General features: G+C 41.1%; 27 protein-coding genes and 1 pseudogene. 3 read left to right on the forward strand and 25 right to left on the reverse strand.

From position 1 onward, the window contains the following. Positions 1-22 precede the first annotated feature (22 nt). The 9 genes from QUD85_RS05635 to QUD85_RS05675 all read right to left on the reverse strand — a co-directional run bounded on the left by QUD85_RS05635 (position 23) and on the right by QUD85_RS05675 (position 6,260). Positions 23-760, reverse strand: a complete 738-nt coding sequence (locus QUD85_RS05635) for a CPBP family intramembrane glutamic endopeptidase (protein ID WP_093327607.1) — start codon at positions 758-760, stop codon at positions 23-25. Between the two features lie 263 nt (positions 761-1,023). Beyond that, complete coding sequence (gene lipA, locus QUD85_RS05640) at positions 1,024-1,992, reverse strand: lipoyl synthase (RefSeq protein ID WP_093327635.1); 969 nt, start codon at positions 1,990-1,992, stop codon at positions 1,024-1,026. Continuing rightward, positions 1,982-2,578, reverse strand: coding sequence for a lipoyl(octanoyl) transferase LipB (gene lipB, locus QUD85_RS05645; RefSeq protein WP_245732051.1), 597 nt, complete (start codon positions 2,576-2,578; stop codon positions 1,982-1,984). The genes lipA and lipB overlap by 11 nt, the downstream gene beginning before the upstream one ends. Positions 2,579-2,715: 137 nt before the next feature. Beyond that, positions 2,716-2,979: a DUF493 family protein YbeD gene (ybeD, locus tag QUD85_RS05650; protein WP_093327609.1), complete on the reverse strand. Its 264-nt coding sequence runs from the start codon at positions 2,977-2,979 to the stop codon at positions 2,716-2,718. Positions 2,980-3,177: 198 nt separating this feature from the next. Beyond that, positions 3,178-3,705 (reverse strand): hypothetical protein, encoded by a 528-nt coding sequence (locus tag QUD85_RS05655; protein WP_093327610.1) that lies wholly within the window; start codon positions 3,703-3,705, stop codon positions 3,178-3,180. A 101-nt stretch (positions 3,706-3,806) separates the two neighbouring features. Further along, positions 3,807-4,136 (reverse strand): cupin domain-containing protein, encoded by a 330-nt coding sequence (locus tag QUD85_RS05660; protein WP_245732046.1) that lies wholly within the window; start codon positions 4,134-4,136, stop codon positions 3,807-3,809. Positions 4,137-4,139: 3 nt separating this feature from the next. Continuing rightward, complete coding sequence (locus QUD85_RS05665; RefSeq protein ID WP_093327611.1) at positions 4,140-4,655, reverse strand: hypothetical protein; 516 nt, start codon at positions 4,653-4,655, stop codon at positions 4,140-4,142. A 187-nt stretch (positions 4,656-4,842) separates the two neighbouring features. Beyond that, on the reverse strand, positions 4,843-5,346 hold the full coding sequence (locus QUD85_RS05670) for a TIGR00645 family protein (protein ID WP_093327612.1): 504 nt from the start codon (positions 5,344-5,346) through the stop codon (positions 4,843-4,845). A 215-nt stretch (positions 5,347-5,561) separates the two neighbouring features. After that, entirely contained in the window at positions 5,562-6,260 is a 699-nt protein-coding gene (locus QUD85_RS05675) for a hypothetical protein (RefSeq protein WP_093327614.1), read from the reverse strand. Between the two features lie 372 nt (positions 6,261-6,632). Here QUD85_RS05675 and QUD85_RS05680 point away from each other — a divergent pair. Beyond that, positions 6,633-7,283 (forward strand): annotated as a pseudogene (locus tag QUD85_RS05680) (IS110 family transposase); the annotation flags it as partial. Positions 7,284-7,337: 54 nt separating this feature from the next. Continuing rightward, positions 7,338-8,488, forward strand: a protein-coding gene (locus QUD85_RS05685) for an IS3 family transposase (protein ID WP_286218627.1) whose coding sequence is annotated in 2 segments (ribosomal slippage) — positions 7,338-7,572 and positions 7,572-8,488 — 1,152 coding nt in all. Because the reading frame shifts where the segments join, the coding sequence is not laid out codon by codon here. A 338-nt stretch (positions 8,489-8,826) separates the two neighbouring features. Here the strand turns inward: QUD85_RS05685 and QUD85_RS05690 are convergent. From QUD85_RS05690 to QUD85_RS05715, 6 genes are all read right to left on the reverse strand, one after another. Then, entirely contained in the window at positions 8,827-9,123 is a 297-nt protein-coding gene (locus tag QUD85_RS05690; RefSeq protein WP_143047979.1) for a hypothetical protein, read from the reverse strand. A gap of 142 nt (positions 9,124-9,265) precedes the next feature. Next, positions 9,266-9,631 (reverse strand): hypothetical protein, encoded by a 366-nt coding sequence (locus tag QUD85_RS05695; RefSeq protein WP_143047980.1) that lies wholly within the window; start codon positions 9,629-9,631, stop codon positions 9,266-9,268. Positions 9,632-10,219: 588 nt separating this feature from the next. Next, positions 10,220-10,837, reverse strand: coding sequence for an immunity protein Imm33 domain-containing protein (locus tag QUD85_RS05700; protein WP_245732154.1), 618 nt, complete (start codon positions 10,835-10,837; stop codon positions 10,220-10,222). Positions 10,838-11,289: 452 nt separating this feature from the next. Beyond that, complete coding sequence (locus QUD85_RS05705) at positions 11,290-11,571, reverse strand: hypothetical protein (protein WP_093332222.1); 282 nt, start codon at positions 11,569-11,571, stop codon at positions 11,290-11,292. Positions 11,572-11,701: 130 nt separating this feature from the next. After that, entirely contained in the window at positions 11,702-12,100 is a 399-nt protein-coding gene (locus QUD85_RS05710; RefSeq protein ID WP_093332225.1) for a hypothetical protein, read from the reverse strand. A 148-nt stretch (positions 12,101-12,248) separates the two neighbouring features. Beyond that, a complete protein-coding gene (locus QUD85_RS05715; protein WP_177168941.1) occupies positions 12,249-12,536 on the reverse strand; it encodes a hypothetical protein in 288 nt (95 codons plus the stop codon). A 690-nt stretch (positions 12,537-13,226) separates the two neighbouring features. On the opposite strand from QUD85_RS05715, the gene QUD85_RS05720 reads away from it, so the two are divergent. Next, positions 13,227-14,180: an integron integrase gene (locus QUD85_RS05720; protein ID WP_093332234.1), complete on the forward strand. Its 954-nt coding sequence runs from the start codon at positions 13,227-13,229 to the stop codon at positions 14,178-14,180. 44 nt (positions 14,181-14,224) lie between these two features. Here the strand turns inward: QUD85_RS05720 and QUD85_RS05725 are convergent, their stop codons facing one another. The 10 genes from QUD85_RS05725 to leuS all read right to left on the reverse strand — a co-directional run bounded on the left by QUD85_RS05725 (position 14,225) and on the right by leuS (position 25,111). Further along, positions 14,225-15,382, reverse strand: a complete 1,158-nt coding sequence (locus QUD85_RS05725; protein ID WP_093332237.1) for a serine hydrolase — start codon at positions 15,380-15,382, stop codon at positions 14,225-14,227. 66 nt (positions 15,383-15,448) lie between these two features. Continuing rightward, a complete protein-coding gene (locus QUD85_RS05730; RefSeq protein ID WP_093332240.1) occupies positions 15,449-16,285 on the reverse strand; it encodes a septal ring lytic transglycosylase RlpA family protein in 837 nt (278 codons plus the stop codon). A gap of 21 nt (positions 16,286-16,306) precedes the next feature. Further along, positions 16,307-17,419, reverse strand: a complete 1,113-nt coding sequence (gene rodA, locus QUD85_RS05735) for a rod shape-determining protein RodA (protein WP_177168942.1) — start codon at positions 17,417-17,419, stop codon at positions 16,307-16,309. A gap of 2 nt (positions 17,420-17,421) precedes the next feature. Further along, complete coding sequence (mrdA, locus tag QUD85_RS05740; RefSeq protein WP_093332246.1) at positions 17,422-19,392, reverse strand: penicillin-binding protein 2; 1,971 nt, start codon at positions 19,390-19,392, stop codon at positions 17,422-17,424. A gap of 2 nt (positions 19,393-19,394) precedes the next feature. Next, on the reverse strand, positions 19,395-19,865 hold the full coding sequence (gene rlmH / locus QUD85_RS05745; protein WP_093332249.1) for a 23S rRNA (pseudouridine(1915)-N(3))-methyltransferase RlmH: 471 nt from the start codon (positions 19,863-19,865) through the stop codon (positions 19,395-19,397). Positions 19,866-19,873: 8 nt separating this feature from the next. Continuing rightward, complete coding sequence (gene rsfS / locus QUD85_RS05750; protein WP_093332252.1) at positions 19,874-20,191, reverse strand: ribosome silencing factor; 318 nt, start codon at positions 20,189-20,191, stop codon at positions 19,874-19,876. Between the two features lie 157 nt (positions 20,192-20,348). After that, positions 20,349-20,993, reverse strand: coding sequence for a nicotinate-nucleotide adenylyltransferase (nadD, locus tag QUD85_RS05755; RefSeq protein ID WP_093332255.1), 645 nt, complete (start codon positions 20,991-20,993; stop codon positions 20,349-20,351). After that, the gene (holA, locus tag QUD85_RS05760; RefSeq protein ID WP_093332257.1) at positions 20,980-22,026 is read right to left on the reverse strand and encodes a DNA polymerase III subunit delta; all 1,047 of its coding nucleotides are present in this window, start codon (positions 22,024-22,026) and stop codon (positions 20,980-20,982) included. The genes nadD and holA overlap by 14 nt, the downstream gene beginning before the upstream one ends. A 3-nt stretch (positions 22,027-22,029) precedes the next feature. Beyond that, positions 22,030-22,530, reverse strand: coding sequence for an LPS-assembly lipoprotein LptE (locus tag QUD85_RS05765; RefSeq protein ID WP_093332260.1), 501 nt, complete (start codon positions 22,528-22,530; stop codon positions 22,030-22,032). 1 nt (position 22,531) lies between these two features. After that, a complete protein-coding gene (gene leuS, locus QUD85_RS05770; RefSeq protein WP_093332262.1) occupies positions 22,532-25,111 on the reverse strand; it encodes a leucine--tRNA ligase in 2,580 nt (859 codons plus the stop codon). Positions 25,112-25,305 lie beyond the last annotated feature (194 nt).

Below are 25,305 nucleotides of genomic sequence, written 5' to 3' on the forward strand. Positions count from 1 at the left end.
AGGTCGCATAAGCGACCTTTTTTTATGTCAAAAATATCAGTACAAGACTGATAAAGTTTAATAAAAAGTGCATGGCAATTGCCATACTTGTACTCTTCGATATTAATCTAACAAAGCCCAAATATAGCCCTGTAGCAAACACAAAAAGCAATGTAGTAACGTCATACTGACTGTGAACCAAAGTAAACACTAGGCTAGTTATCACCATAGCGCCGATGTTTCCAACTGGCGATAGCGCAAAGCGTTTAAACAATAGACCTCGAAACACAACTTCTTCATAAATGGGCGCATAAACACACACAAATAAGGCGACTACAATAGGGTAAGGGTAGTTTGCTAAAGCCGTTATAAAGGCCTGTTCAGGCACTTCTAGCGCGACTTGAAGTAATAAGGTGATTATGTAAAAAAGTAGGGTAACGAGTGCATACAGTGCGACTTGTTTCTTGCTGATAGGTGTTAATGCTAGAAACTGGCAAAACGCTTTTATACTGCGCTGTTTACTTGCATAAACAATAAGCGGCAGGGCGCAAACTGCTGTTAATACAGTGTGTAACATAGCGATATCAATTCGCTGCATCCAAGCCGGTGTATCTGCTATTTGTTGAATACCGGCGTAAATGCCAAATAGTGCGCCCACAACCAGCGGCAACACAATAAATAAAACAAACATGACAGCAACCGTAGCAGTAACTGTAAACGTTGATTTATCGGTGTTCATTTGGGGTTTGATTGTACTTGAAAGTGTAATTTGTTGTTCCATCCGTGTAGTCCTTTACATTGAATTTCAATACTAGGTATAGGTAAAGATGGATATAAATGCAAACTAGACTTTTCGCTGAAAAGGTAGGGGCGCTTCGATAAAGGTGCAAGGAGCAAGGACGCTTCGCTGAAGAGAGAGTAGCATGGAATGTGTTTTTACCCGCAGCATACAGCCTGAAGCACGTATCATAAAAAAGCCAGTCATTCGACTGGCTCTTTTTACATCCTTACAGCTTTATAGCTCTAAAGCGACATACAAGGAGTTTACTTAACTTCTTCACCAGCAGCTTGTTTGTCTGCATGGTAACTAGAACGAACAAGTGGACCACAAGCAGCATGCTCAAAGCCCATCTTTTCAGCTTCTTGCTTGAACATTTCAAACTCGTCTGGGTGCACATAACGCTCAACTGGCAAGTGATGCTTACTAGGTTGTAAGTACTGGCCAATGGTTAGCATAGTTACGCCGTGAGCACGTAAGTCGCGCATCACTTCTAGAATCTCTTCATTGGTTTCACCTAAACCTACCATTAGGCCCGACTTAGTTGGCACGTTAGGGTTGGCTTCGCCAAACTTTTTCAATAGATCTAACGACCATTGGTAGTTGGCACCAGGACGCGCTTTAGTATACAAACGCGGCGCTGTTTCAAGGTTATGATTAAATACATCTGGCGGACTTTGATTTAAAATCTCTAGTGCTCTGTCCATGCGGCCACGAAAATCAGGCACTAAAATTTCAATTTTAGTGTTAGGCGACTCTTTTTGGATTTCGGTAATACAATCCGCAAATTGTTGTGCGCCACCGTCACGCAAATCATCACGATCTACAGACGTAATAACCACATACTTTAACGCCATATCTTTTAACGTTAGCGCAAGTTTGCGTGGCTCTTCCGCTTCTGGTTTCAATGGACGACCATGGGCAACATCGCAAAACGGGCAACGACGCGTACAAATAGCGCCTAGGATCATAAAGGTTGCAGTGCCGTGGTTAAAACATTCTGATAAATTTGGGCAAGATGCTTCTTCACACACCGAATGCAAATTGTGCTTACGTAAAGACGACTTAATGTGGTCAATACGTTCAGAGGTACGCGGTAATTTTATACGTAACCATTCTGGTTTACGTAACATGGTTTCACGTTCTGTTGGCACAACCTTTATGGGGATGTGCGCCATTTTTTCGGCATCTCTTAATTTAGTGCCGGCAACCATTTTAGAAGACTTAACTGACATACTTTTCATCTAACCCTGTTAAGTAGTCAACCTGCTCGCTGTCGAACAAGTTGATCAAATGTTTTGTTAGCCCTTCACCCGCTTTTTCAACCGTATCAAGAGCACATAAATCTGTTGTTTGAACCATTGCTAGCCCCGCATAACCACACGGGTTAATACGCAAGAAAGGTTCTAGGTCCATGTTTACGTTCAACGCAAGGCCGTGGAATGAACAGCCATGACGAATGCGTAAACCTAACGATGCCACTTTTTGGTCATCGACATACACACCCGGCGCATCGGCTTTAGGGTATGCGGTTACTTGGTAATCCGCTAAACAATCGACGATGGCTTGTTCAATTAAGCTAACTAGCTGTCGTACACCCATATTTCGGCGGCGTATATCTATCATAAAGTACACCACTTGTTGGCCTGGACCATGGTAGGTAACTTGCCCACCTCTGTCGACCTGAACAACAGGAATGTCACCTGTCATTAATAAGTGTTCTTCTTTACCTGCTTGTCCTTGTGTAAAGACAGGCGGATGTTCGACTAACCAAATTTCGTCTACTGTGTTTTCATCACGTTCATCGGTAAACTGCTTCATTGCATGCCACACTTGGGTGTAGTCAGCTTGACCTAGTTGTCGAACGCGTAGTTGATTTTGCAAAGGAATGTCCAAACCGTTGTAATCGTGTAATTTTAATGGATGGTAACCTAAATTACACCCCATCAATTTTGGGGTTATAGTACGTAACGCACTTCTTCAATGTCGTTAAGTGTTTTATAGATTAATTCTATATGGTCTTTACTTGTTACCGTTACTGCAACGCTTACAGAGTGGTAGTTACCTTTTGAACTTGGCCTAATTGACGGCGAGTAATCACCTGGCGTGTGTTTTTGTAACTCTTCAATAATACGGTCAGGTAAATGATCTACCGCTAAACCCATTATTTTAAAGTTTAAAACAGTTGGAAAATCCAATAGCTCGTCAAATTTTGTTTGCATGTCAAACCTCAGAACTGCCAATACGGCCTTACGATTGCCCCTTAGGCAAAATGAATGGCGCGTATTCTAACATTATTGCTAAATAGTATACAGCACATGTGTGGTCTGCTTTGTAAAATTCAAGGGGTGAGGGGAGATGTGTGAACTAAATCGTACAAACCACCGCTAAACTTGCCTATCTAGCGGTGGCTGCAAGTGTTATTTGTTTTGCTTTTTCTTGTTAACGTATTCTTGTTTAGCGACTTCTAGCGCAACCAGTTTTTCCAGTAATTCTGGATTTTTCTCAACCAGCTTTATCACATACTCCTTTGCGCGTTGATATTCTGCCCTTAGCAAAAACTCGCTTCCTTTATAGGTTGGGATATATCCTTTTCGATTAAATTCGTGTAAAAAATCTTGGCTTTGTTGTGCAGTGTGATTACGAATATAGTAGGGCACACAAAAGGTTTGTTTCAGGCGAGAGCCGGTGATGTTGTCGGTACGACATCGAACTTTGTACTTAGGCTCATCGATTAGCTCATTTAAGCTATCGTAAAAATCTAGCTCTGCAACTTTCATTTTGTTGCGCAAGTACATCAGCGATGTTTCGCCAACCACCTCAATGACTTCGGTATTATCCTCAGGTGTTTGATCATTCGCTGCAGCATTAGTAGCCAAAGTTGCGCCGCAGATAATCAGCAGAAACCGAACGGCACTGCGAACATACTTACTCATTGAAATATTCATCCCAACTCCTAACGTGTTAAAACCAACATATAAATGATTGTTTTTTGTACATAGTCAGATTAGCACTGAATCGGTAATCGAACAATGGCGCCACTATTGTGTTATGTAGAGGGTGGGAAGTGAACCGCTAGCCAAACACTGTGCTCTTTCTCAGTGGTTGATGCCACTTTGTGCTTACAACCTGCGGGCAGATGGATATGGTCACCTGCTTTCATATCAACCGTTTTCCCTTCTGCAAAAGCAAGTGTTGCTGCGCCTGTGAGCAACACTACCCATTCATCTTGGACTTGATCGTACCATTGCCCATCAGCTGTGCTGTGGCCTAGCGAAACAATACGCTCAATATGCACATTTTCATTTTTAAGTAAGGTTTGAAAATGCTCATCATCACCTAGTGTAGGCAATGGGTTGAATAGGTTGTTTACCTTCACTAGTTACTCTACGTATATGCGCTGGCTATCAGTAATATCGATGCCTTTAGCGTCTAGGCGAGCTTCAATGTGCCATTCGATAGTGCGCCTTTCACTAGTGAGCAGGCTGCCTAGCATATTCATCGCTTGCCCTAGCGTTGAAGCGGCAAATTCGCTTGTGCCGGTTTTCGGCAAGAAAAATTCAAAGATAAAATTGGCTTTTGAACCCGCTTGATAAACCTTTGCACCTTCAAGGCGTTTTTCATTGCGATACACCTCATGCGTGCGCGTTCTGCGTTTACCTTCACTATCTCGCTTTTCAATTTTTTCACGCGCAACCAAAGTAACTGAAAGCTCATTGCCTTCAATTGCTTTTTTCGCTTCTAGGTCAAAATGGCCAGTTAACGTTTCGCCAAAGCGAAAACTGGTTTTGTTTAGGTGTAGGGTAATTTTGCCTTTTAAGTGCGCAAGCAATTTATAGCCGACAAAGGCAACGACAACAGCAATAATTACTGAAAAGAAAATGACTTCTGGAGACACAACAATTCCTCAATACAACGCGTTAAACGCTTAATAAAATCAACTGCTTATACTGTAGCGATTATTTGTGTTGAGACCAAGATGTTTTTTATGGGAAGGAAAAGCGGGTGAGTAAGGTGTTGTGAACAGATACTGAATGAATCACTATGGCAGCTTTATGTATCAGCTGCCACATAAATGTTGAAAATTAATGGCTAGCAGCTAACTTCTCTTGTAATGCCATTAAGGTTCCCGAGACAACAAAAGTGGTATGGATAATCACACGCCACATCACAACGCCTTGGTCGCTCTCTTCGGTCATGGTTAAAAACACTTTTAATAACTCTATTGATGATATCGCAACGATAGAACCAATCACTTTAATTTTTAGCCCAGCAAAGCCAACTTTGCCCATCCAACCTGGGCGATCGCCGTCGTCTTCTACTTCAATTTTTGAGACAAAGCTTTCGTAGCCACTAAAGACAATAATAAAAATTAAGCTAGCAATAAGCGAAATATCGATTAGCGTTAATGTATGGAGAATGACTTCAGAACCGCTTAGCTCATTAATATTAATGATCATATGCGCTATTTCTTTGATAAATTTCAACATCAACACCGCAACGGCCGCGACCAAGCCAACAAAGAACGGCACTAATAGCCAACGACTAGCAAACAAATTACGTTCAAATACTTCTTCAAAATTTTTCATTGTTACCCTTAATTTTTATTACTTGTTCACGCTTTTGCAGCGCAGCCGCTTCGAGTCAGCTTTTATTTTCCTTGTTAGCTATTTCTTTATAAAAGCCAGGTAAGCTTTCAACATTAACAATGTTAAAGAATTAAGCTGGCGTAATTTTACCGCTAATAGAACAAACTATGCCACCAATTGTTTCACCATTCATGTGGTGAACATACTTAGGGCTTTTATCCACTCTCATCACAACTACTTTTTGCGACAGTATTTACAATTACCTTGCTAATAGGGTTGGCATCTTTATGAGCATCGTTAAGAATTTCTTGAAAAAAAGCGGCTAGTGACTTTTTGACGGAACTTTGGACTGTCTTATTTGAAAGATAAGCATCGGCTGCCTGCTTCACTTTTTTATTAGAGAGGCTTTGCATCCATTTTTGGGCAGCAACCTGAGTTTTCTTAAATCCGCTGTTGAATATTTCGACAAGTTTAGGTGAGGCACTTGAAGTATTGAGTTGTTTAATCTGCGGTGCATTCAAGGTAACAATGCCATTCTCTTCATCAACTTTTATACACCAGTTCCAACCTTCATTTATCTTGAAACCAAAATGAAAAGGATATTCCCATTTATACAAGGCTTTCCATCGAGCAGATTTCTTTGCACCATGACCAATATCCTTACCTTTTTTATCCATGTAATAAACAAACTGGTTGGTTACTTTCATAAAAGTAAATTCGGTAGTTTCTGATAATATTGTGGAGGTGATAGATATTTTCCCTTTTTCTATTTCCTCGCTAATTTCATCCTGAAGTTGTGCATTCTTACTCCATAAGAAAAAGGACAATACTGCCAGCCCAGTCACTGTTAATACAAGTATTATTCTATCCATATGCAACTCTCTTTTGTTAAGTTTATCTGGGTTTATTGTCATAATGACTGCCCTCGAGTTGCTAGCTTCCTTTACCGTAAGTGAGTAAATTCAGAGTTATTATTGGTATATAAAATAACTAGACATCAAAGGCTAGCATGGATAACAGTAGCATGTTTTTTAACCGGTTAGATATCGATAAGGCCATAGTCTGTGTTTCAATTGCAGAACAAAGCTTCATCAAATATCCTGGAGACATTGCGGCTTAGGTAAATGCAATGCACATTAAATAGGCAAATAATGCTGTGTAACAACTTGGAACCGAACAAGCAGTTAGCAGTCCCGCTTGAACAGCTTGATACTTATTGAACCTTCTCCCCGAAGTTTAACCATTGGCTAAACTTCAAGGCGACCAAACCAAAAGGAGAAAGCTCAATGAAATTCTATACTAAATTACACGATTTTTATTGTGGAATCGACTTACACGCCAGAATTCTTTATGTCTGCATTTTGAATAGAGACGGCGAAAAAGTCGTTCACCAAAAAATTAAGGCTGAACAAGCAGCATTAAATCAACTGCTTTCACCGTACTTTGGCAATATCGTTATCGGTGTTGAATGCATGCATTGCTGGTACTGGGTGAGTGATTGGTGCGAACAACAAGGCATTAATTTTGTTCTCGGTCATGCACTTTATATGAAGGCCATTCACGGCGGCAAAGCCAAAAATGACAAAATAGACTCCTATAAAATTGCCAGCTTACTTCGTGGTGGTAATTTCCCATTAGCCTATACCTACCCACAAACCATGCGCTCCACGCGCGATTTACTACGCAGAAGAACCAAGCTCGTCAGGCATGGCGCACAACTTAAAGCGCATATCGTTAATACCAATAGCCAATACAACTACCCAGCACTAGAGTTGCATATGAAAAATCCGTCAGCGCGCGAAGCCTTTCGTCACCGCTTTGACGATGAAGTGGTGCAACGTAATGTGAATTTTGATTTAGCAATACTCGATAGCTACGCCAAAGAGCTAAAGTACCTTGAATACTTTATTGAGCGAAAAGCCAAACTGGTAAGGCCCTAGTTCACTAAACAGTTCTTAGCTTTATAATATATAAAACTAAGAGGTGTAATAATGAGCCGTCAGCGCTATACAGAAGAATTTAAAATCCAAGCAGTCAAACAAGTAACAGAGCAAGGTCACTCGATGACTTCCGTTGCTGAGCGATTGGGAGTCAGCTACAAGTCCATTCATGATTGGGTAAAAAGATATTCCAAGCCCGCCAAGCAGCGTCAAGTAGATGATGCCCAATCTGATGAAATACGTCGCTTAAAAGCCGAATTAAAGCGGGTTACAATGGAACGTGACATCTTAAAGGAGGCCGCCGTGTACTTTGCAGGGGAGTCAAAGAAAAGTACACGTTCGTGAAATCTCGACTCAAGCAATATCCTGTCGAGTTAATGTGTCAGGTTCTTAACATCAACCGCAGTGGTTTTTATGCCTGGCAGAAAAAGCCATTGAGTAATCGTGCAATCGAAGACCAAAGGCTGTTGGGCAAGATTAAACAATTCTGGCTCGAAAGTGGCTGTACCTATGGTTATCGCAATATCACGATTGACTTGAAAAATGATGGTGAGATATGCGGTAAAAATCGCATCCATCGGATAATGCGAACCAATAAAATTAAAGCTATCAGAGGTTACAAACGCCACCGAGGCTTTGGAAATAATAAACAACATCCCGCAGCGCCTAACACTTTAAATAGGGAGTTCAAGGTGAATAAGCCCGATCAAACGTGGGTGACAGATTTCACATATATCCGCACTTACGAGGGGTGGCTATATCTCACGGTTGTGATTGACTTATTTTCTCGAAAAGTCGTTGGCTGGACGATGAAAAGCAGCCCCAAATCTGACCTAGTAATCGATGCTTTACTGATGGCCGTATGGCGTCGAAGACCACAAAGTAAGGTGCTGGTTCACTCTGATCAGGGAGTCCAATATACCTCCTCTGATTGGCGTAGCTTCTTAAAAGAGCACAACTTGGAAGCTAGCATGAGTCGGAAAGGTAATTGCCATGATAACGCCGTGGCGGAGAGCTTTTTCTCATTGCTCAAGAAGGACAGAGTTAAACGTAAGATCTATAAAACCCGTGACGAAGCAAGGGCTGAGATATTTGACTACATTGAATGTTTCTACAATTCAAAAAGAAATCATGGTACAAATGGTGGTGTTTCTCCAAACGAATTTGAGAAACGTTATTTTAAGGAGCTAGAAACTGTCTAGAATTCTGGGGCCTTACCACACATTAAGTATTAACGCAACAAAACAAAATGATAATGCAAAGTTGTATTTCCTAGAGTTTATGGTTTTATCATATTCACCAAACCTAGTTTTCAATAGTTTCAGATTGATACCCAATGAAATTTGAACCACCAATGCTATAACGCCTAGCGAAAGTAATGCTATTAAACACGAGAATGCTAAATTTAACGAGCCATAGTTATATAATGAAAAAGCCAATAAAATGGCCACAGGAATAAGCCAAAGGGTTTTCTTTTTAGTCTCATCGTACTTTTTGTTACGGTTATATCGATTCATGACTTTATTGTCTTGTTACATTGCTAATTACTCAAAACAGCAAAAGCAATAAACCCAATTACAGTAACAGTAAAAAGTAAAATTACCCAACCTACAAAAATAGAAATAGAACCAACAATGTTGTTTAAGCTAGCACTATTGATTTTTTGCAGACTGTTAAGTTTTAAAATTGCAGAGATAGAAAGTAATGCTCCAATTACAATTGCTGGAAGCAACGTAACATATATAAATAAGCCAACCGAACCTGCTTGAGCTGTAGCTTCATCAGGAGCGATGTTACTTAACATTATGGCTGCGGGGATAAAACCAACTAGAAACAAGAGATTTCCCCAAATTAACCTCGACTTATACACCTAACCTTCCTTTGCAATAACGCCCTGTTAATGGGCAGATTACGCTTGGCTAAAATTAGCGAAGAATGAGCGCAAGCCAAGCAGTAAGGCGTCCATTTTAAACAGCTTGTTATATGCCGATTTCAGTTTCAAGCCTAGGGCCACAAAGCCCGTTATAGTACATAGCTAGAAACTCCAAATTAACAAAATTACCAGATACACTAAATTGGCCTTTTGCTATTTTTCCTTCAATTTCAAAAGTAATAGGAATTGCTAATTCACCCGGTGTATCACCTGATTTAGGGAAAACCCAAATAACTATTGAATCTAAAGGCTTACCTTCAAATTCTGCCGGTATAGAAAAATGCCTAACATTATTCTCCACCGTAATGCTGAGTAATGATTTATCAGGATGCTTTTTAACGTTACATGTAGACGCATGGGCTTTCATCACGCTAATTAAAGCCAAAAACAGAACTACCAGTATTTTCTTCATAGGCATATAACGCCGTAATAATGTGGGAGCTAGTTTGGCAATTTTATTGCGTCGTTTGCAACTAAAAATGACAAACTCAAGCGAATCACTTTAATTACCTTGTTAGGTGACGCTTTTAAAGTAGTCACGTCCGATATAAATTAAATGACCTAAAACTATAATTGGTGCAAAAGCAAAGACTTGGACTGCAAAAGTATCCAATTGATTACTTTTAATGAACGTAAATAACCAATTGATAAGCCAATATAAAATAAAAAACATTATCATTTTAGGGTGTCTTGCTGGTTTATTACCAAATACGTACCCCATTAATTTAAAGACAGAATAAAATACTAGAATACATCCGAGTGACAAGCTCGCAGCTAGTACAATTAATTCGACCGGAGCGCCTTTTGAGTCTATTTGAAATACAATTGCTGGTATCAGCACAACTGGTACAGAGAATAGGCAGATTTCAAATTTAAACCATATTCGGAACGCTTCGCTCATAGTCACCTAACGCCCGAATAACGGGCTAAAAGAGCTTGGCTAAACTTAGTGAGGAACGAACTAAACCAAGCTTTTTTAGTCCGTTCGTTGATTCGTTTGTTATATTTTTACATACGCTGATATTGATTCATCCCAAGTGAATTCGTGCTCGTAATCCTCCAACTCTAGTAAAGAGGCAAACCTATCACATTGATTTAGAACAGCTCCAAGTGATACGAAATTCCAGTTTTCAGAGTTATTTAAGTATTCCTCATTTTCTAGACCAGAAAACAAAGTCCAACCACTGTAATTGTTTTCGTTTTCTTCTGGTTTCTCTCTATATAGTTGGCCGACAGGGAAACCGTCTTTCAGAACATGTGAAGTTACGTAACATCTCGGGTTATATTTTTCGACAATATCGCTTTCTGACTCTTCTATGTCCGTTTGCATAATATGCTTAGATTCAAATTCAACTATGTCTTGATATTTAATGTCTGGAATATAGCTAGGGTCATTATCCAAAGTTCCTTTGTAGTAACCATCATTTACTTCCGTAATGATGACCCACATTCTTTCGGCTGACCAACCCTGTTCGTTTTCTACATTGCAATTGAACATTAATTTTACAACGCTACCGACTTGAAGCTGGTTGATTACAGACTTGGATGGCAAGTAAAAGGTATAAGGAGCTTCTTTCGCAATTAACGTTACATCTTCCAATGACCAAGTTTTACTCACGATACCTCCATAAAAATATAACGCCCCAATAACGGGCAAATAATGCTTGGCTAAAATCGTGAACGAAGTGAACAAAGCCAAGCTGTTATTTGTCCACTTTAATTGGTTTGTTATGTTTCAAATACTATAAATTTTTATCTTTATACAAGGACTTTAATACTCTAAAGTTTATGGCAATAAAAACAGGGGCAACAAATACAAATGTAAAAAAGAAAGTTTTAAGCCCAATCCACAAACTCTCATATTCGATCCATTTAAATACACCAATAAGTAAGCAACATCCAAAAGGGAAAAGCAAAATATTTATTAATTTATGAATAAACAATATACCTCCCAATTAATAAAAACATAACGCCGCCATAAGGGGCAAAAAATCAGTTGGTTATACTTTAGCGAGGCACGAGCGACAAACCAACTGTTTTATGTCCCTCGACTTAATGGCCTTGTTATGTTTACGATGTGTACACGATATAAATTGCACCGCACTCATCTAGTGTCTTTTGCCACTCTTTAGGATCACCAAAAGATTTAGGTGCATCATTTGATCCCTTAATAGTTCCATAACGCGAGAAATTAAAATCTCCCCAACCATTCTCTGACATTAAATCACTGGCACATTTCGTGGCGATTTTAATATCATCGCTTTGTGTAATAGCAAGTACAGGATATGACTCATCTAGATTATATGCATCATCACGTTCTTGATATTTAGCTTCGAGCTGAAGAACTAGCATTGACTTCCTTTGTAAACATAACGCCCTATTAACAGGCAAAATAGAGTTGGCTAAAATAGGTGAACGGAGTGAACAAAAAGCCAACTTTATTTTGTCCTTGTTTAATAGCTTGTTATACGTATTTTTTATACTAAGACTTTTTTATATACTTTTTTAGCACTGCTTTTTTAGGTGCATAATGCTCGCCTTTAGGTGGCTCAATTAACTCCCAAACCCATTTGTTATTTTGTTTGGTAAGTTTAGCTTTCCCTTTTTTTCTGTCTCGGTTAGTAGTGAAAGTAAAACTTGGATTATCTTCGGTAAAATTAAACCATTTAGCATATTTTTGAGGGCTACAATCCATTCTGTTACCACTTGCGCCAACCGCACAATACGTCCCGCTATAGCCATTATCACCTTTAAGTAAACGTATAGAAAATGTATGTGCTTTACTATTTTCTTCCCAAATCCATAGATCACCTTTAACACTGCCTTCAGCAAAAATACTATTTGAAGTAAGTACCAAGAGTAGTAATAAATATTTTTTCATATAAATCCTTTCAGATGAGAATGCTAATTGTGACGTAATACGTATAACGCTCCGTTAAGGGGCGGATAATGCATGGCTATAATCGTGAGGAACGAACGTCAGCCATGCGTTAGACGTCCATACCTTAAACGGCTTGTTATGTTTGAGATTAACTCAAACGACCAATAATCTTTGCTGCCCATTTATCAAGTAGCTTTGCTGGTGCAAAAGATAGGAACAGACCTATTAATGGAAACAATGCCGTGAAAATTGCCGCCACAATTTTGTCTGTTTGATCTTTAGTTGGAACACCATTGATTTCAATCGAAGCATTTGGATCTAGCGCGGCTTGAGTAAAAACAAATACCAAAATACTACCAACAAGTATCAATGTACCACCTGCTAGGCGGCTTAACCCTACTACAATATCTACTTTTTTCTTTAAATCTTCGTCCATACCTGACTCAAACATAACGCCCAACACTGGGGCGGATTTGGAGCTGCGAAGCAGCGGAAAGGCCGTCCCAGCCCCGCAGGGGCGACAGCTGTTGCTTGTTAAACATGTTTCTTTCGCCTAGAGCTAAGAATACCGCTAATACAAATGGACACAGTCATTGAGACAATAATCATATTTCCCGCTCTAGAAATGAACTCCTCGAAAAATAAGCCAAGAATAAATACAAATATATGAGCTGATGTGAATCCAAATGATAGTGCCATAAATGGCCCCTTCACAATATGGCTACTCACTATCTGTAGATAGAGTTCATAGAAATCATCCGGTTTTTTTGATGGCATATATTTAGCTCAATTGTTTAACGCTTAATATCGGGAATTCCTGTTAAAACCCCACAATTTAAGTGTGGCTTTATAAAGTTAGTCCCAATAACTTATTAATTTATAAATATATTCTCTGCATTTCTATTTTCTAGATAAAAGAGTTGAAATATAAAAACGAGAATCTATATAACGAGTTTCCTATTAAAACCTATCATTGAATAAAAATCTACTATAAAACAACATGTTAAGATGGTGTTAATCTGGGCTGATAGTCTAGTTTAAAAAATAATAGGAAGGAAACTTAGTATTTTATCAATTTCTATATTATACCTGTATATATATACAGTTTATTTTTAAGGAAGAAAATATGAATAATGATTTGATTGATAGATTTAGATTAGTATGCAGAGCGAAACACTATAGTTTGAAGACAGAAAAAGCCTATTTGCATTGGGTGAAATATTTCATGTTTTTTAACAAATATAGGAATGTAGAACGTATGGCGGAGCCAGAGGTCGAGCATTTTTTGAGTTTTTTAGCTGTTCAAAGAAAAGTGTCACCAACGACTCAAAACCAAGCGCTTTGCGCTTTGTCGTTTTTATATAAACATGTTGTAGAGCAACCATTGAACAACATGAAATTTCAGTATGCCAAATCGCCACAACGTGTGCCTCAAGTATTAACGCATATAGAAGCCATGACCGTTATAAAGCAAATGAGTGGTGTATACCAGCTTATTGCTGCTCTTATGTATGGTGGCGGTATGCGAATTTCAGAAGTGTTACGGTTAAGAATGAAAGATTTTGATTTTGAAAGAAATACCATTTTTATCTTTCGCTCAAAAGGTCAGAAAGACAGAATGACACTGTTTCCTATTAAATTGCACGAGGCGGTTAAACGACAGATGAAGAAAGTTGAAAAAATACATGCAAAAGATGTAGTTGATGGATATGGCATGACATCATTACCACCAGCTTTGATAAGAAAGTATGGAAATGCGGTCAAGCATATTGCCTGGCAGTATTTGTTTATTTCTAGCACCCGTTGTGAACACCCATACGATGGCTATATTTGTCGTCATCATTTGCATCAAACAACATTTCGTAAAGCATTAAAAAAGGCTGTCGCAAATACGTCAATTATTAAACGAGTAACGTCTCATACCTTCAGACATAGTTTCGCAACACGATTATTAGAAACAGGCCATGACATTAGGGTCGTACAGGAGTTATTAGGGCACGAGGACGTTAAAACAACACAAATTTATACCCATGTATTAGGGAAGCATAAATCTGGCGCTAAGTCGCCATTAGATGATTAACAAAAAAGGCTCCAAAAAGGAGCCTTTTTCAAATGAAAATATAACTAGTCAACAAACTGCAACTTAATATAATCAACCGCTTTATCAAACATGCCACCTTCTTGCACTTCAGCAAGCGTAACAAGCGGGTATTCAGCAATATCTTCACCATTTAACTGTAAGAACAATTTACCTACTACTTGGCCTTTACTCAGTGGCGCAATTAACTTGTCGTTAAGTTCGAAATTTGCTTTTAGGTTTTTGCGTTGACCTCGTGGAATAGTAATTGGCGTATCGACGGCAATACCTAAATCAACTTGTTCTGTGTCACCCATCCACACACGATTGCTCACAAACTTGCTGCCTGCTTTATAAGGCGTGTATGTTTCAAAGAATCTAAAACCATAGTTAAGTAGTTTTTTGGTTTCTACTTTACGAGCACGTTCGCTGTCAGTACCCATAACAACGGTGACAAGGCGCATATCGCCTTTAGTTGCTGATGAAACAAGTGAGTAACCTGCCTGTGAAGTATGGCCTGTTTTCATGCCATCTACGTTTAGGCTTTTGTCCCAAAGTAGGGTGTTACGGTTGTGCTGCTTAATGCCACCAAAGGTGAACGATTTTTGCTTATAGATAGCATATTCTTCTGGTACATCACGAATAAGTGATATAGCTAGGGTCGACATATCACGTGGTGTAGTGAAATGGTCTTTTGAATCTAAACCATGGCTGTTCTCAAAGTAAGTGCTCGACAAACCAAGCTGTTCGGCGTGAGCGTTCATAAGATCAGCAAAGGCGTCTTCACTACCAGCAATGTGCTCGGCCATAGCAACACAAGCATCGTTACCTGATGCCACGATGATGCCCTGGTTAAGGTCATCAACAGACACTTCTTTACCTACTTCAATAAACATTTTTGAAGAGTCAGGGAAGTTCTTGGCCCACGCTTTTTCACTGATTTTTACTTTATCGTCTTTGTGGATATTACCGGCTTGTAATTCTTTACCGATAATATAGCTAGTCATTATCTTAGTTAAACTTGCTGGCGCTAATTGCATATCAGCATTGCCTTCAGCGATGACTTTGCCTGTATTGTAATCAAGCAAAATGTAACCTTTAGCATTAATTTGCGGTGGCGACGGAATAATATTGGCAGCATTGGAAAAACCAGCCACGGAAAAGGCTAGGGCGCTAAAAAGAGAAGTTAATGTGATTCGTTTCATCATGTTTGAAAATTATGTCGTCTTAGTGTTTAAATTAGCGGGCACGCTCGTGAGCGCGCCTGCGAGTTAGTTTAATCTTGCAAAAGCTTTGGGGTAACCCATCTTCTTCAACAAGTTCAATAAATACGTTTGGCGATCAGGGTCATTAATTGGACCTAACTGAACACGAAAAATTCCATCTTGTTCTGGCCAAATTGCCTCATGGCGATAAAGCGATGCAAGTTTCTCCGCCGTTTGCTTTGCTTTAAACTCGTCACCGGTTGCCATTACCTGAATATAAAAGCCTTTTGCTACATTGGTTTGCTGGGTGCTTGTTGGGCTGCGTTTAACCACCACATCTTCAGCAAACTCATCGCGCTTACTAATTGGGCGCACCTGAACAATGTCGTTAAAGTCAGTTATCGCTTCCACATGCACTTGCGCTGTGCCTGTTCTTACCATGTCTAATTTGTATGCCGCGCTATAGGACAAGTCAATGATGCGGTCTTCATGAAAAGGACCTCTGTCATTAACGCGCACAACAACCGATTTGCCATTGGCTTTATTGGTTACGCGAACATAGCTTGGCAGAGGCAGCGATTTATGTGCTGCCGTCATTGCATACATGTCATAGATTTCACCGTTAGAGGTTGCTCTACCGTGAAACTTTTCGCCGTACCACGACGCTATGCCGTCGGCACTAAAGCCTTTAGCGCTATCAAGCACGCTATATTGTACGCCCCATTGTTCGTAGTCTTTGTTGCCCCCACGACTTTTAGGCTCATTTTTAGGCACAGCATCTTGCAGCTGAGCCAAGGTTGGTACTTGGTCAGGAATGCTGTCGTGTTCTTGACTGTATCTGCTGTTGCTACTTGCACATGAGCACAGCAGTATTGTTAGCGCAATTGATGTTAGTTTTTTCACTGTTGTTCTAATAATAATGTGTTAATTAATAAATCGTCGATGCGTACTTATTGCCATAAGCATGCCAAAACCTGCCATTAATGTCACCATTGACGTGCCACCATAGCTAACTAGCGGCAAAGGCACGCCCACTACGGGCAGCAGGCCAGAAACCATACCTATGTTTACAAAAACGTAAACAAAAAAGGTTAAGGTAATACTGCCTGCAAGCAGTTTAGTAAACGCATGTTGGGCATTTACGGCGATCCATAGACCGCGAAAAACAATAAACAGATATATCAATAGCAATAATGCAACGCCAATTAAACCAAATTCTTCACTAAATACTGAGAAGATAAAATCGGTATGACGTTCAGGTAAAAATTCAAGTTGTGACTGCGTCCCTTGTAGCCAACCTTTACCATTAACACCACCTGAGCCAATAGCAATTTTTGATTGAATAATATGGTAACCACTGCCCAAAGGATCTTTTTCTGGATCTAAAAAGGTTAGTACGCGCTGCTTTTGATATTCTTTCATTAAGAACATCCACAGCACTGGCATAAAGGCGCCAACAAGGCCAACACATAATAAAATTAGTCGCCAGCTAACACCGGCTAAGAAAATAACGAAGATGCCAGAACTCGCAATCAGCAGTGATGTTCCTAAGTCTGGTTGCCGTGCGATGAGTAAGGTTGGAATTAGTACCAACACAAAGGCGACAAATACATTGCCAATAGAGACGGGTAAATTCTTCTTACTGATAAACCAAGCAATAGTGATAGGTACCACAAGTTTCATAATTTCAGACGGTTGAAACTTCATAAAACCTAAATCTAGCCAGCGCTGCGCGCCTTTACCAACATGGCCAAAAAGTAACACGCCTACTAGCATTAACACGCCGACTAAAAAGAACCACTGTGCCCAGCGCCGATACGCTAGTGGCGAAACTTGCGCTACAATAAGCATTACAACCAAGCCAACGCCCAAACGCACAGCCTGCCTGATCACTAAATCTATATCTTGTCCGCCGGCGCTATAAACAACGAAGAGGCCAAGTACCATAAGCGCCAATAAACCAAGCAATAGCGGAAAATCGATATGGATTTTCTGCCAAAACGTAAGTCTATGTTGATCCTGAGCTGGGGTGCGCACGACTATCCTCTTGTCCTAGGTTGTTTGCTTGGTTTATAGGTTTTTCTATGCAGCGGGTGCACGGCTTTATTTTGAGATACAATTTCTCTGTCGCCAAAGTACTGGTCCATAATTTGTCTGGCCACTGGCGCCGCGTTCGTTGCACCACCACCTTTTGCCACGTTTTCTATGGCAACGGCAACCACAATTTCTGGCGCCTCGTATGGTGCAAAGGCGATAAACATAGCGTTATCTCGTTTGTTTTCTGCAGTATTTTCCGCGTCGTATTCTTCGTCTTGGCCAAGGCTAGCAACCTGCGCAGAGCCGGTTTTACCTGCCGCGTCATATCGAGTGCCAATAAACGCCGCATGCCCTGTTGCTCCCGGCTTTTGTACTGTGTTGTGCATTGCGTCGAGTACATAGTCCCAGTGCTTTTCATTGTCTAAAACAATCGGTGGGCGTTGCTCTGTTTCAAATGCCGTATCAACCCACTGCATGGTTTCTGTTTCTTCATCCGCTATTTGTTCTTTATAGCTTTTCAGCAGATGCGGTACTTTGATTTCGCCTTTGTTAACCAAGTTAGCTAACGCCTGTGCTAACTGCAGCGGCGTGACCGTCCAAAAACTTTGACCGATACCAATCGAAATGGTTTCACCGGTATACCATGGTTGGTTATAGCGCGCTCGCTTCCATTGCACGCTCGGCATGATGGCGCGGTTTTCTTCATGAATGTCTATACCGGTATACTCGCCAAAACCAAATAGGGTAGAAAACTCACTAATTTTGGTAATACCGAGCTTGTAAGCCAAATCGTAAAAGTAAATATTACACGACTGTTCAATTGCCTTGGTTAAATTGACCCAACCATGACCCCAAGCTTTCCAGTCACGATAGCGCGCTTCGGTGCCTTCTAAATGATAAGTGCCGTCATCCCAGATTTTGGTCGCTGGTGTAATCAGGCGTTCTTCTAATCCTAAAAGGGCAATAAAGGGTTTTACGGTTGAAGCGGGCGGATAACCCTGTACAGTTCGATTGATCAGCGGTAGGTTTCTGTCGTTAAGCAGCTTTTTATAATTGTTACTACTAATGCCATGCACAAACAAGTTAGCGTCGTAGCTTGGGTTAGAGTACATCGCTAGCACGTCGCCACTACGGGGGTCGATAGCAACAATGGCGCCACGCTTTCCTGCCAAGGCACGTTTAGCTACCATTTGTAATTCAATGTCTAATGTAAGGGTAATATCTTTACCGGCGATGGGCGGCGTATAATCTAACGTTCTTAGGATGCGGCCTTGGTTGTTTACCTCAACTTCTTGGTGGCCAGCGGTGCCGTGCAGCATGTCTTCATAAAAACGTTCTAGCCCTAGTTTGCCGATATTACGAGTAGCGGCATAGTTCTCGCTAACGCCTTGCTCTTCCAACTTAATGGTGTCGCGGCGATTAATACGCGCAACATAGCCAACGGTATGCGTTGTTAAATCAGCAAACGGATAATAGCGTTTTAAACGGGCATCAATAAATACCCCTGGAAACTTGTGCTGATTTACCGAAAACAGTGCCACTTGCTCGTCGCTAAGCCTTGGATGCAATTCAATCGGTTTAAATCGACGTTTGCGTTTAGCCGCTTGAATTAGCTTGTCGCCGCGCTCTTCAATAATGCCAAGTAGGGCGCTCACGTCTTTAACGGTTTGCTCTAAGTCTTCTACTTGCTCAGGAATAACTTCCAAGCTGTAAATAGGAATATTTTCTGCTAATAAAACGCCGTTACGGTCGTATATAAGGCCCCTATTTGGCGCCACAGGTAAGAGCTTGATTCGGTTACTGTTCGACTGGGTTTGGTATTTTTCAAACGAGGTAACTTCTAAGTGAAACACATTACTAAAAAGTAAAAGCAATAAACCAATCACGCCAATAAAGGCAATAAATGTGCGACGAGCGAACAAATTTGCTTCAGCGGTATGATTTCGTATGGCGACGCGTTTACTTCTTTTCACCGTTACTCTCTGTGATAAGGGTGGTTGTTGTTAATGCTCCAAGCGCGGTACAAGCTTTCCGCGACAAACACTCTAACCATTGGATGTGGCAGGGTGAGTGGAGACAGCGACCATTTTTGCTCAGACGCTTGAATGCAGGCTGGTGCTAAACCTTCTGGCCCGCCAACAAGCAGGGCAACGTCTCGTCCGTCGTTTTGCCACTTTTCTAATTGAGTTGCTAGTTGCGGTGTGGTCCAAGGTTTACCTTCAACTTCTAAAGTAACAATGCGGGAGCCTTTGGGAATCGCGGCCAACATAGCTTGACCCTCTTTTTCCAAAATGCGCGCTATATCGGCGTTTTTACCGCGCTTGCCTGGTGTAATTTCGACAAGATGAAAGGAAAGATCTCGCGGAAATCGGCGGCTATATTCTTCAAACCCTTGGGTAATCCACTGCGGCATTTTATTGCCCACCGCGTACAGTGTTAACTTCATATGAGGGATTAGCTCCAGAGTTGCTCTAATTGATATCGATCGCGCATTTCGTCGGTCATGATATGTACCACGACGCTACCTAAATCAACAAGAGACCATTCACCAATATCGTTACCTTCTACACCTAAAGGTTCTACCCCTTGTGCTCTACACTCTACTACTACCGCTTGGGCTACAGACTTAACGTGACGATTTGAATTACCTGAACATACCACCATATAGTCGGCAAATTCGGCTTTGCCTTGCATGTTTAATGTTTCTATATCGCGGCCTTTTATATCCTCGATTTTTTCTACGACAAATGATGCTAGTGCGTCTGATGACATACTTTTAGCCAAAGTGGGTTCCTTACTGTATATGCATTGCTTTTATCATATCACTATTTATAGCTAGGAGTAAGGCGTATCACGTGCAAATTGTAACAACTATTAACCTTTTCGTAGTTTTGTCGAAATGGAACGATGTTTATCAAAAAATGGAGCGCTATGCTTGATACAATTGATGCTGTTTAATGTAGCTTAATACGGCTTTGGGCAGGGGTATTTCGTTGCTATTATCTGTGCCTTGTACAATAGCTTGTCTAAGCTCGGTTGATGACATATCGGCGGCAAAAGGTGGCGTAAAAATGATTTGACCTGCTTGCGCGTATTCAGTGGCTTTAGCGTTGGCAATAATTGCCTTTACGGTATCGTTTGCTTTGTTTGGATCGAACCCCGGCCTGGTTGTTACCACAAGATGGCAAAGGGTTAGTATCTGCTCGTAGTTTTTCCATGTGTTAAAACTTAACAAAGAGTCCATACCAATCAAGAAATAAATAACTCGGTCAGGCTGCGCTTGCTTTAGCTCTTTTAGTGTATCCACTGTAAAGGATGGCGCATTACGTGATAGCTCGCGTAAGTCCAAATTTAATCTAGGCTGCTGTTTTATGGCAAGCTCAAGCATAGCAACGCGATGTTCTACCGACGTTTTTGTGCTGTTTTTGTGCGGCGGAATAAATGCGGGCATCAGGGAAACCTTGTCTAGCCCAAGGAAATCTGCGACATGATTAGCCATCGCAATATGCCCATTGTGCACGGGATCAAAGGTGCCACCTAATAGGGCGATAGCACTGTTGTTATTGTGCGACATAATCTAATGAATAGTGCTGTAAAGTTTCACCATGGTACAAGGCGACACATAGGTCGGTAAGCAACACAAACGGGTCAAATTCACTGGCACTTTTTAAGGTAAAATCGACTTGCGCAATGCGTTTAAGCACTTCATTAAGGTTGTCCATGGAAATGCTTTGCAGGGCTTTTTGATAAAGTGCTGTTTTGTTTTTCCACACTTTATGATCGCTTAATACTTGGTTAACATCACTGCCTTGTTGCAATGCCGCTTTCATGGCATAGAGCTGTGAACACTCTTTGTGCAAGGTCCAAATCAATTGTCCCGCTGCTACCCCTTCATGTTTCATGCTGTTAAGCATGTCGGCGCATTTAGCGACATCGCCTTGCAGAAGTGTATCGGTTAGTTGAAACGGGTTGAATTTTGCTTGCTTAGTTACGATAGATTCAGCGATCTCTTGGGTAATGGTTTGCCCTTGATAGCTAATAGCAAGTTTTGCTAATTCTTGATCGAGTGACGGTAGGTTACCTTCGAATAACTGTGCTAGTAACTGAGGCACATTGCCAGCTAAGCGTAGCTGATGAAAATGAGCACGCTGATTAACCCAGTTAATAAGGTGTTTGCCGTCAATGTCGTAAACAGGTAGAAAAATAGCCTCTGCAGACAAGGCCTTAAACCACTTTCGCTTTTGTGCTTGTGCGTCTAAACGAGGCCCATGGATAATCAGAACGATATCAGGGGATATGTCTTCGCTTATCGCTATAAGGTGATTACTGGCTTGTTCATTAAGTTTTGAAGAGTGCAACGACAGCACTATGACTTTGCGCTGCGCGAACAAGCTCATCGCTTGATATTCTTGTCTCAGCTCCTGCCAATCAAACCCATCGTCTGCACTAAAGTTAATAACTTCCTCAAACCCTTGGATGGGAGCAAGTTGTTTAATTTGATTGAGCGCGTCGAGTTTTTGCCAAGGTTCATCACCAAAAATCAACCAAAACGGTGCCAACGGCTTGTTGAGCTGCTGTTGAAGTTGATTATGGTAAATTCTCGCCATTGGCTAATCCACAGAAATACTGGCCATGTCGCGTAAGATCTTGTCTGCCGCTTCAATACGCATTTCTTTTAGCATCAAGTTAAGCTCTCGGCTTTTTGCCAAAGCAACACGTGGATCTTCTTGATAATCGCGATTTAGTTCAAAAACAAATTCGCGTGGCGATTTGTCTTTAAAACGAATTTGATAGCGAACGGTGTAAATCAATTCGTATTCAGCTACTTGGCCATTTGGAAACAATGACAAGGTACGTCTATCAAGCTTGTCTTGCATTAAGTAAAGCTCTGGTACATTAGCGTCAAAGTTAGGCACGATAGTAATTTGATTGTTGGCTAGGTGACGTTTAACTTCGCGGGTTAACTCGCCGTGATTATCAACAGACGTTACATTTAACGTTTGTAATTCAGGGGCAATTAAGTAACTGCCGCGAAGTCGAAAGCCACAGCTCGCTACTGTGCTTAACAATGAAAGCACTAATAGCGAGGTTTTTAGCCAAGAAGGGATCATCTTAGTTCGCCACTATGTTAAGTAGTTTACCCGGTACAAAAATAACCTTACGCACCGTTTTACCTTCAATAAACTTAGACACGTTTTCTTCTGACATTGCAATGCCTTCAACGTCTGCTTGCGCAGCATCTGCAGCAACGGTAATTTTTGCTCGCAGCTTGCCGTTAACTTGCACAATGATTAGTTTTTCGTCTTCCACTAGGGCGCTGTTGTCCACTTGTGGCCAGGCGGCATCTTCAATTTGCTCGCTATCGCTAAGTGTTTGCCAAAGTTTGTGGCACACATGCGGTGTAATTGGGCTTAACATCAACACAATCGCACGCAAAGCTTCATGGGCAACTGCTTTGTCAGCGTCGCTTTCAAGTGGCGCTTTAGTGACGTGATTCATTAATTCCATGATTGCCGCAATCGCCGTGTTAAAGGTGTTACGACGGCCAATGTCGTCGCTCACTTTAGCGATTGTTTTATGTAGCTCTCGGCGTAAGTTTTTGTGCTGGCTTGATAAGCTGACATCAGCTAGTGCCGACGCATCGCCCGACGTAATTACGTCGTTTGCGTATTTCCAAACACGTTTGATAAAACGGTTAGCACCTTCAACACCTGAATCTGACCATTCTAGCGTTTGCTCTGGTGGAGAAGTAAACATAATAAACAAACGTACCGTATCAGCACCAAACTGATCGATAACCTGTTGCGGGTCGATACCATTGTTCTTTGACTTAGACATTTTGCTCATACCAGCAGAAATAACTGGTTGACCGTCTAATTTGCTTGTCGCTTTGGTTACTTGACCTTTTTCATTGCGCTCAACGTCTACATCAGTTGGTGAAATCCAGTCTTGTGCACCGTTTTCTGCTTCGCGGTAATAAGTATCTGCAAGCACCATACCTTGGCATAACAAGCTTTTAAATGGCTCGTCAGACTCAACTAAACCAACGTCACGCAATAATTTGTGGAAGAAGCGAGCATACAACAAGTGTAATATCGCGTGTTCAATACCACCGATGTATTGGTCTACAGGAAGCCAGTAGTTTGCTTTTTCTGGATCAAGCATGGCGTCATCGCTATCACTTGATGCGTAGCGTGCGTAATACCATGACGACTCCATAAAGGTGTCGAAGGTATCCGTTTCTCTAAACGCTGCTTCTCCGTTATAGGTTGTTTTTGCCCATTCTGGGTCGTCTTTGATCGGTGAAGTAACACCATTCATCACCACATCTTCTGGCAGTTCAACTGGTAATTGGTCTGCTGGTACTGGCACAGATTCACCATTTTCCAAATTGATCATTGGAATTGGCGTACCCCAGTAACGTTGACGTGAAACGCCCCAGTCGCGTAAACGGTAGTTCACAGTAACTTTACCATTGCCCGCTGCAACTAAGGTATCTGAAATTGCTTTAAATGCCGCGTCGAAGTCTAAACCGTTAAAGTCACCTGAGTTAATCAAGGTATTCTTTTCAACGATTGCCGCTTTGCTGATATCGTCGCCTTCTTGGCCTTCGATAACTTGTGTGATTGGTAGGCCGTATTTAGTGGCAAATTCCCAATCGCGTTGGTCATGGCCAGGCACAGACATAACAGCACCTGAGCCGTAGTCCATCAATACGAAGTTAGCTGCCCAAACAGGTACTTCTTCACCTGTTAGTGGGTGGATTGCTTTTAAGCCAGTGTCTACACCTTCTTTTTCGATGGTGGCCATGTCGGCTTCTGACGCGTTTTCAAGCTTTGTTTTTTCAATAAACGCTGCAAGTGCAGGGTTGTTTTGCGCAGCTGCTAGTGCTAGTGGATGCTGTGCGGCAAGTGCCACGTAAGTAACACCCATGACTGTATCTGGACGTGTTGTATAGATATCGAAGGCATCATCACTACCGGCAACGCTAAAGGTCATTTCAACACCTTCGCTGCGGCCAATCCAGTTACGCTGCATAGTTTTAACTTGCTCAGGCCAACCTTCCAGTTGGTCTAAGTCATTTAACAGCTCTTCTGCGTAATCGGTAATTTTTATAAACCACTGCGGAATTTCTTTGCGTTCTACAATAGCACCACTGCGCCAGCCACGGCCGTCAATAACTTGCTCGTTTGCCAATACTGTTTGGTCAACCGGATCCCAGTTTACCGTCGCATTTTTCTTGTACACTAAGCCTTTCTCATAAAGCTTAGTGAAAAACCATTGCTCCCAACGGTAATATTCTTTTGTACAGGTGGCTAATTCTCGGTCCCAGTCGTAACCAAAGCCCAATGACTTAAGCTGGTTACGCATGTAATCAATGTTTTGATATGTCCATTTGGCAGGTGCAGAGTTATTTTTAATGGCTGCATTTTCAGCAGGTAAACCAAACGCATCCCAACCCATAGGTTGCAATACATTCTTACCTTGCATGCGTTGATAACGCGAGATTACGTCACCTAAGCTGTAGTTACGCACATGGCCCATGTGGAGGCGACCACTTGGATATGGGAACATTGATAAACAATAAAACTTTTCTTTGGTTGCGTCTTCTACCGCTTTAAACGTTTTGTTTTTGGCCCACGATGCCTGAACTTCGGCTTCAATCGCCTGTGGATTGTATACAGATTCCATTAAAGATTGTCTCTTTTACCCATCTTTACGCCAATGGGAATACTTAATTTTCAAATGACGCATAGAATACCTGATTTCGCTGTATTATCACAAGTTTAAAAAGGTCAAAAAACAGTTAAAAAAAGGATGAATTTAAGCCTTTTGTGAAAAATTGAAAAATGCTGACAGAAAGTTTTTACATTTGCGTAATTAGG

The organism is Thalassotalea agarivorans (genome assembly GCF_030295955.1).
GTDB lineage: Bacteria > Pseudomonadota > Gammaproteobacteria > Enterobacterales > Alteromonadaceae > Thalassotalea_D > Thalassotalea_D agarivorans.

What these genes read in the sequence shown, in the direction of transcription:
- lipA (WP_093327635.1), bottom strand. Translation starts at nt 1,992, where the DNA reads ATGTCAGTTAAGTCTTCTAAAATGGTTGCCGGCACTAAATTAAGAGAT.
- QUD85_RS05710 (WP_093332225.1), bottom strand. Translation starts at nt 12,100, where the DNA reads ATGAAAAAATATTTATTACTACTCTTGGTACTTACTTCAAATAGTATT.
- QUD85_RS05670 (WP_093327612.1), bottom strand. Translation starts at nt 5,346, where the DNA reads ATGAAAAATTTTGAAGAAGTATTTGAACGTAATTTGTTTGCTAGTCGT.
- rlmH (WP_093332249.1), bottom strand. Translation starts at nt 19,865, where the DNA reads ATGAAGTTAACACTGTACGCGGTGGGCAATAAAATGCCGCAGTGGATT.
- QUD85_RS05635 (WP_093327607.1), bottom strand. Translation starts at nt 760, where the DNA reads ATGGAACAACAAATTACACTTTCAAGTACAATCAAACCCCAAATGAAC.
- nadD (WP_093332255.1), bottom strand. Translation starts at nt 20,993, where the DNA reads ATGTCGCACAATAACAACAGTGCTATCGCCCTATTAGGTGGCACCTTT.
- lipB (WP_245732051.1), bottom strand. Translation starts at nt 2,578, where the DNA reads ATGAAGCAGTTTACCGATGAACGTGATGAAAACACAGTAGACGAAATT.
- QUD85_RS05695 (WP_143047980.1), bottom strand. Translation starts at nt 9,631, where the DNA reads ATGAAGAAAATACTGGTAGTTCTGTTTTTGGCTTTAATTAGCGTGATG.
- holA (WP_093332257.1), bottom strand. Translation starts at nt 22,026, where the DNA reads ATGGCGAGAATTTACCATAATCAACTTCAACAGCAGCTCAACAAGCCG.
- QUD85_RS05715 (WP_177168941.1), bottom strand. Translation starts at nt 12,536, where the DNA reads ATGGACGAAGATTTAAAGAAAAAAGTAGATATTGTAGTAGGGTTAAGC.
- QUD85_RS05725 (WP_093332237.1), bottom strand. Translation starts at nt 15,382, where the DNA reads ATGAAACGAATCACATTAACTTCTCTTTTTAGCGCCCTAGCCTTTTCC.
- QUD85_RS05675 (WP_093327614.1), bottom strand. Translation starts at nt 6,260, where the DNA reads ATGACAATAAACCCAGATAAACTTAACAAAAGAGAGTTGCATATGGAT.
- QUD85_RS05705 (WP_093332222.1), bottom strand. Translation starts at nt 11,571, where the DNA reads ATGCTAGTTCTTCAGCTCGAAGCTAAATATCAAGAACGTGATGATGCA.
- rsfS (WP_093332252.1), bottom strand. Translation starts at nt 20,191, where the DNA reads ATGTCATCAGACGCACTAGCATCATTTGTCGTAGAAAAAATCGAGGAT.
- ybeD (WP_093327609.1), bottom strand. Translation starts at nt 2,979, where the DNA reads ATGCAAACAAAATTTGACGAGCTATTGGATTTTCCAACTGTTTTAAAC.
- QUD85_RS05655 (WP_093327610.1), bottom strand. Translation starts at nt 3,705, where the DNA reads ATGAATATTTCAATGAGTAAGTATGTTCGCAGTGCCGTTCGGTTTCTG.
- leuS (WP_093332262.1), bottom strand. Translation starts at nt 25,111, where the DNA reads ATGGAATCTGTATACAATCCACAGGCGATTGAAGCCGAAGTTCAGGCA.
- QUD85_RS05765 (WP_093332260.1), bottom strand. Translation starts at nt 22,530, where the DNA reads ATGATCCCTTCTTGGCTAAAAACCTCGCTATTAGTGCTTTCATTGTTA.
- QUD85_RS05720 (WP_093332234.1), top strand. Translation starts at nt 13,227, where the DNA reads ATGAATAATGATTTGATTGATAGATTTAGATTAGTATGCAGAGCGAAA.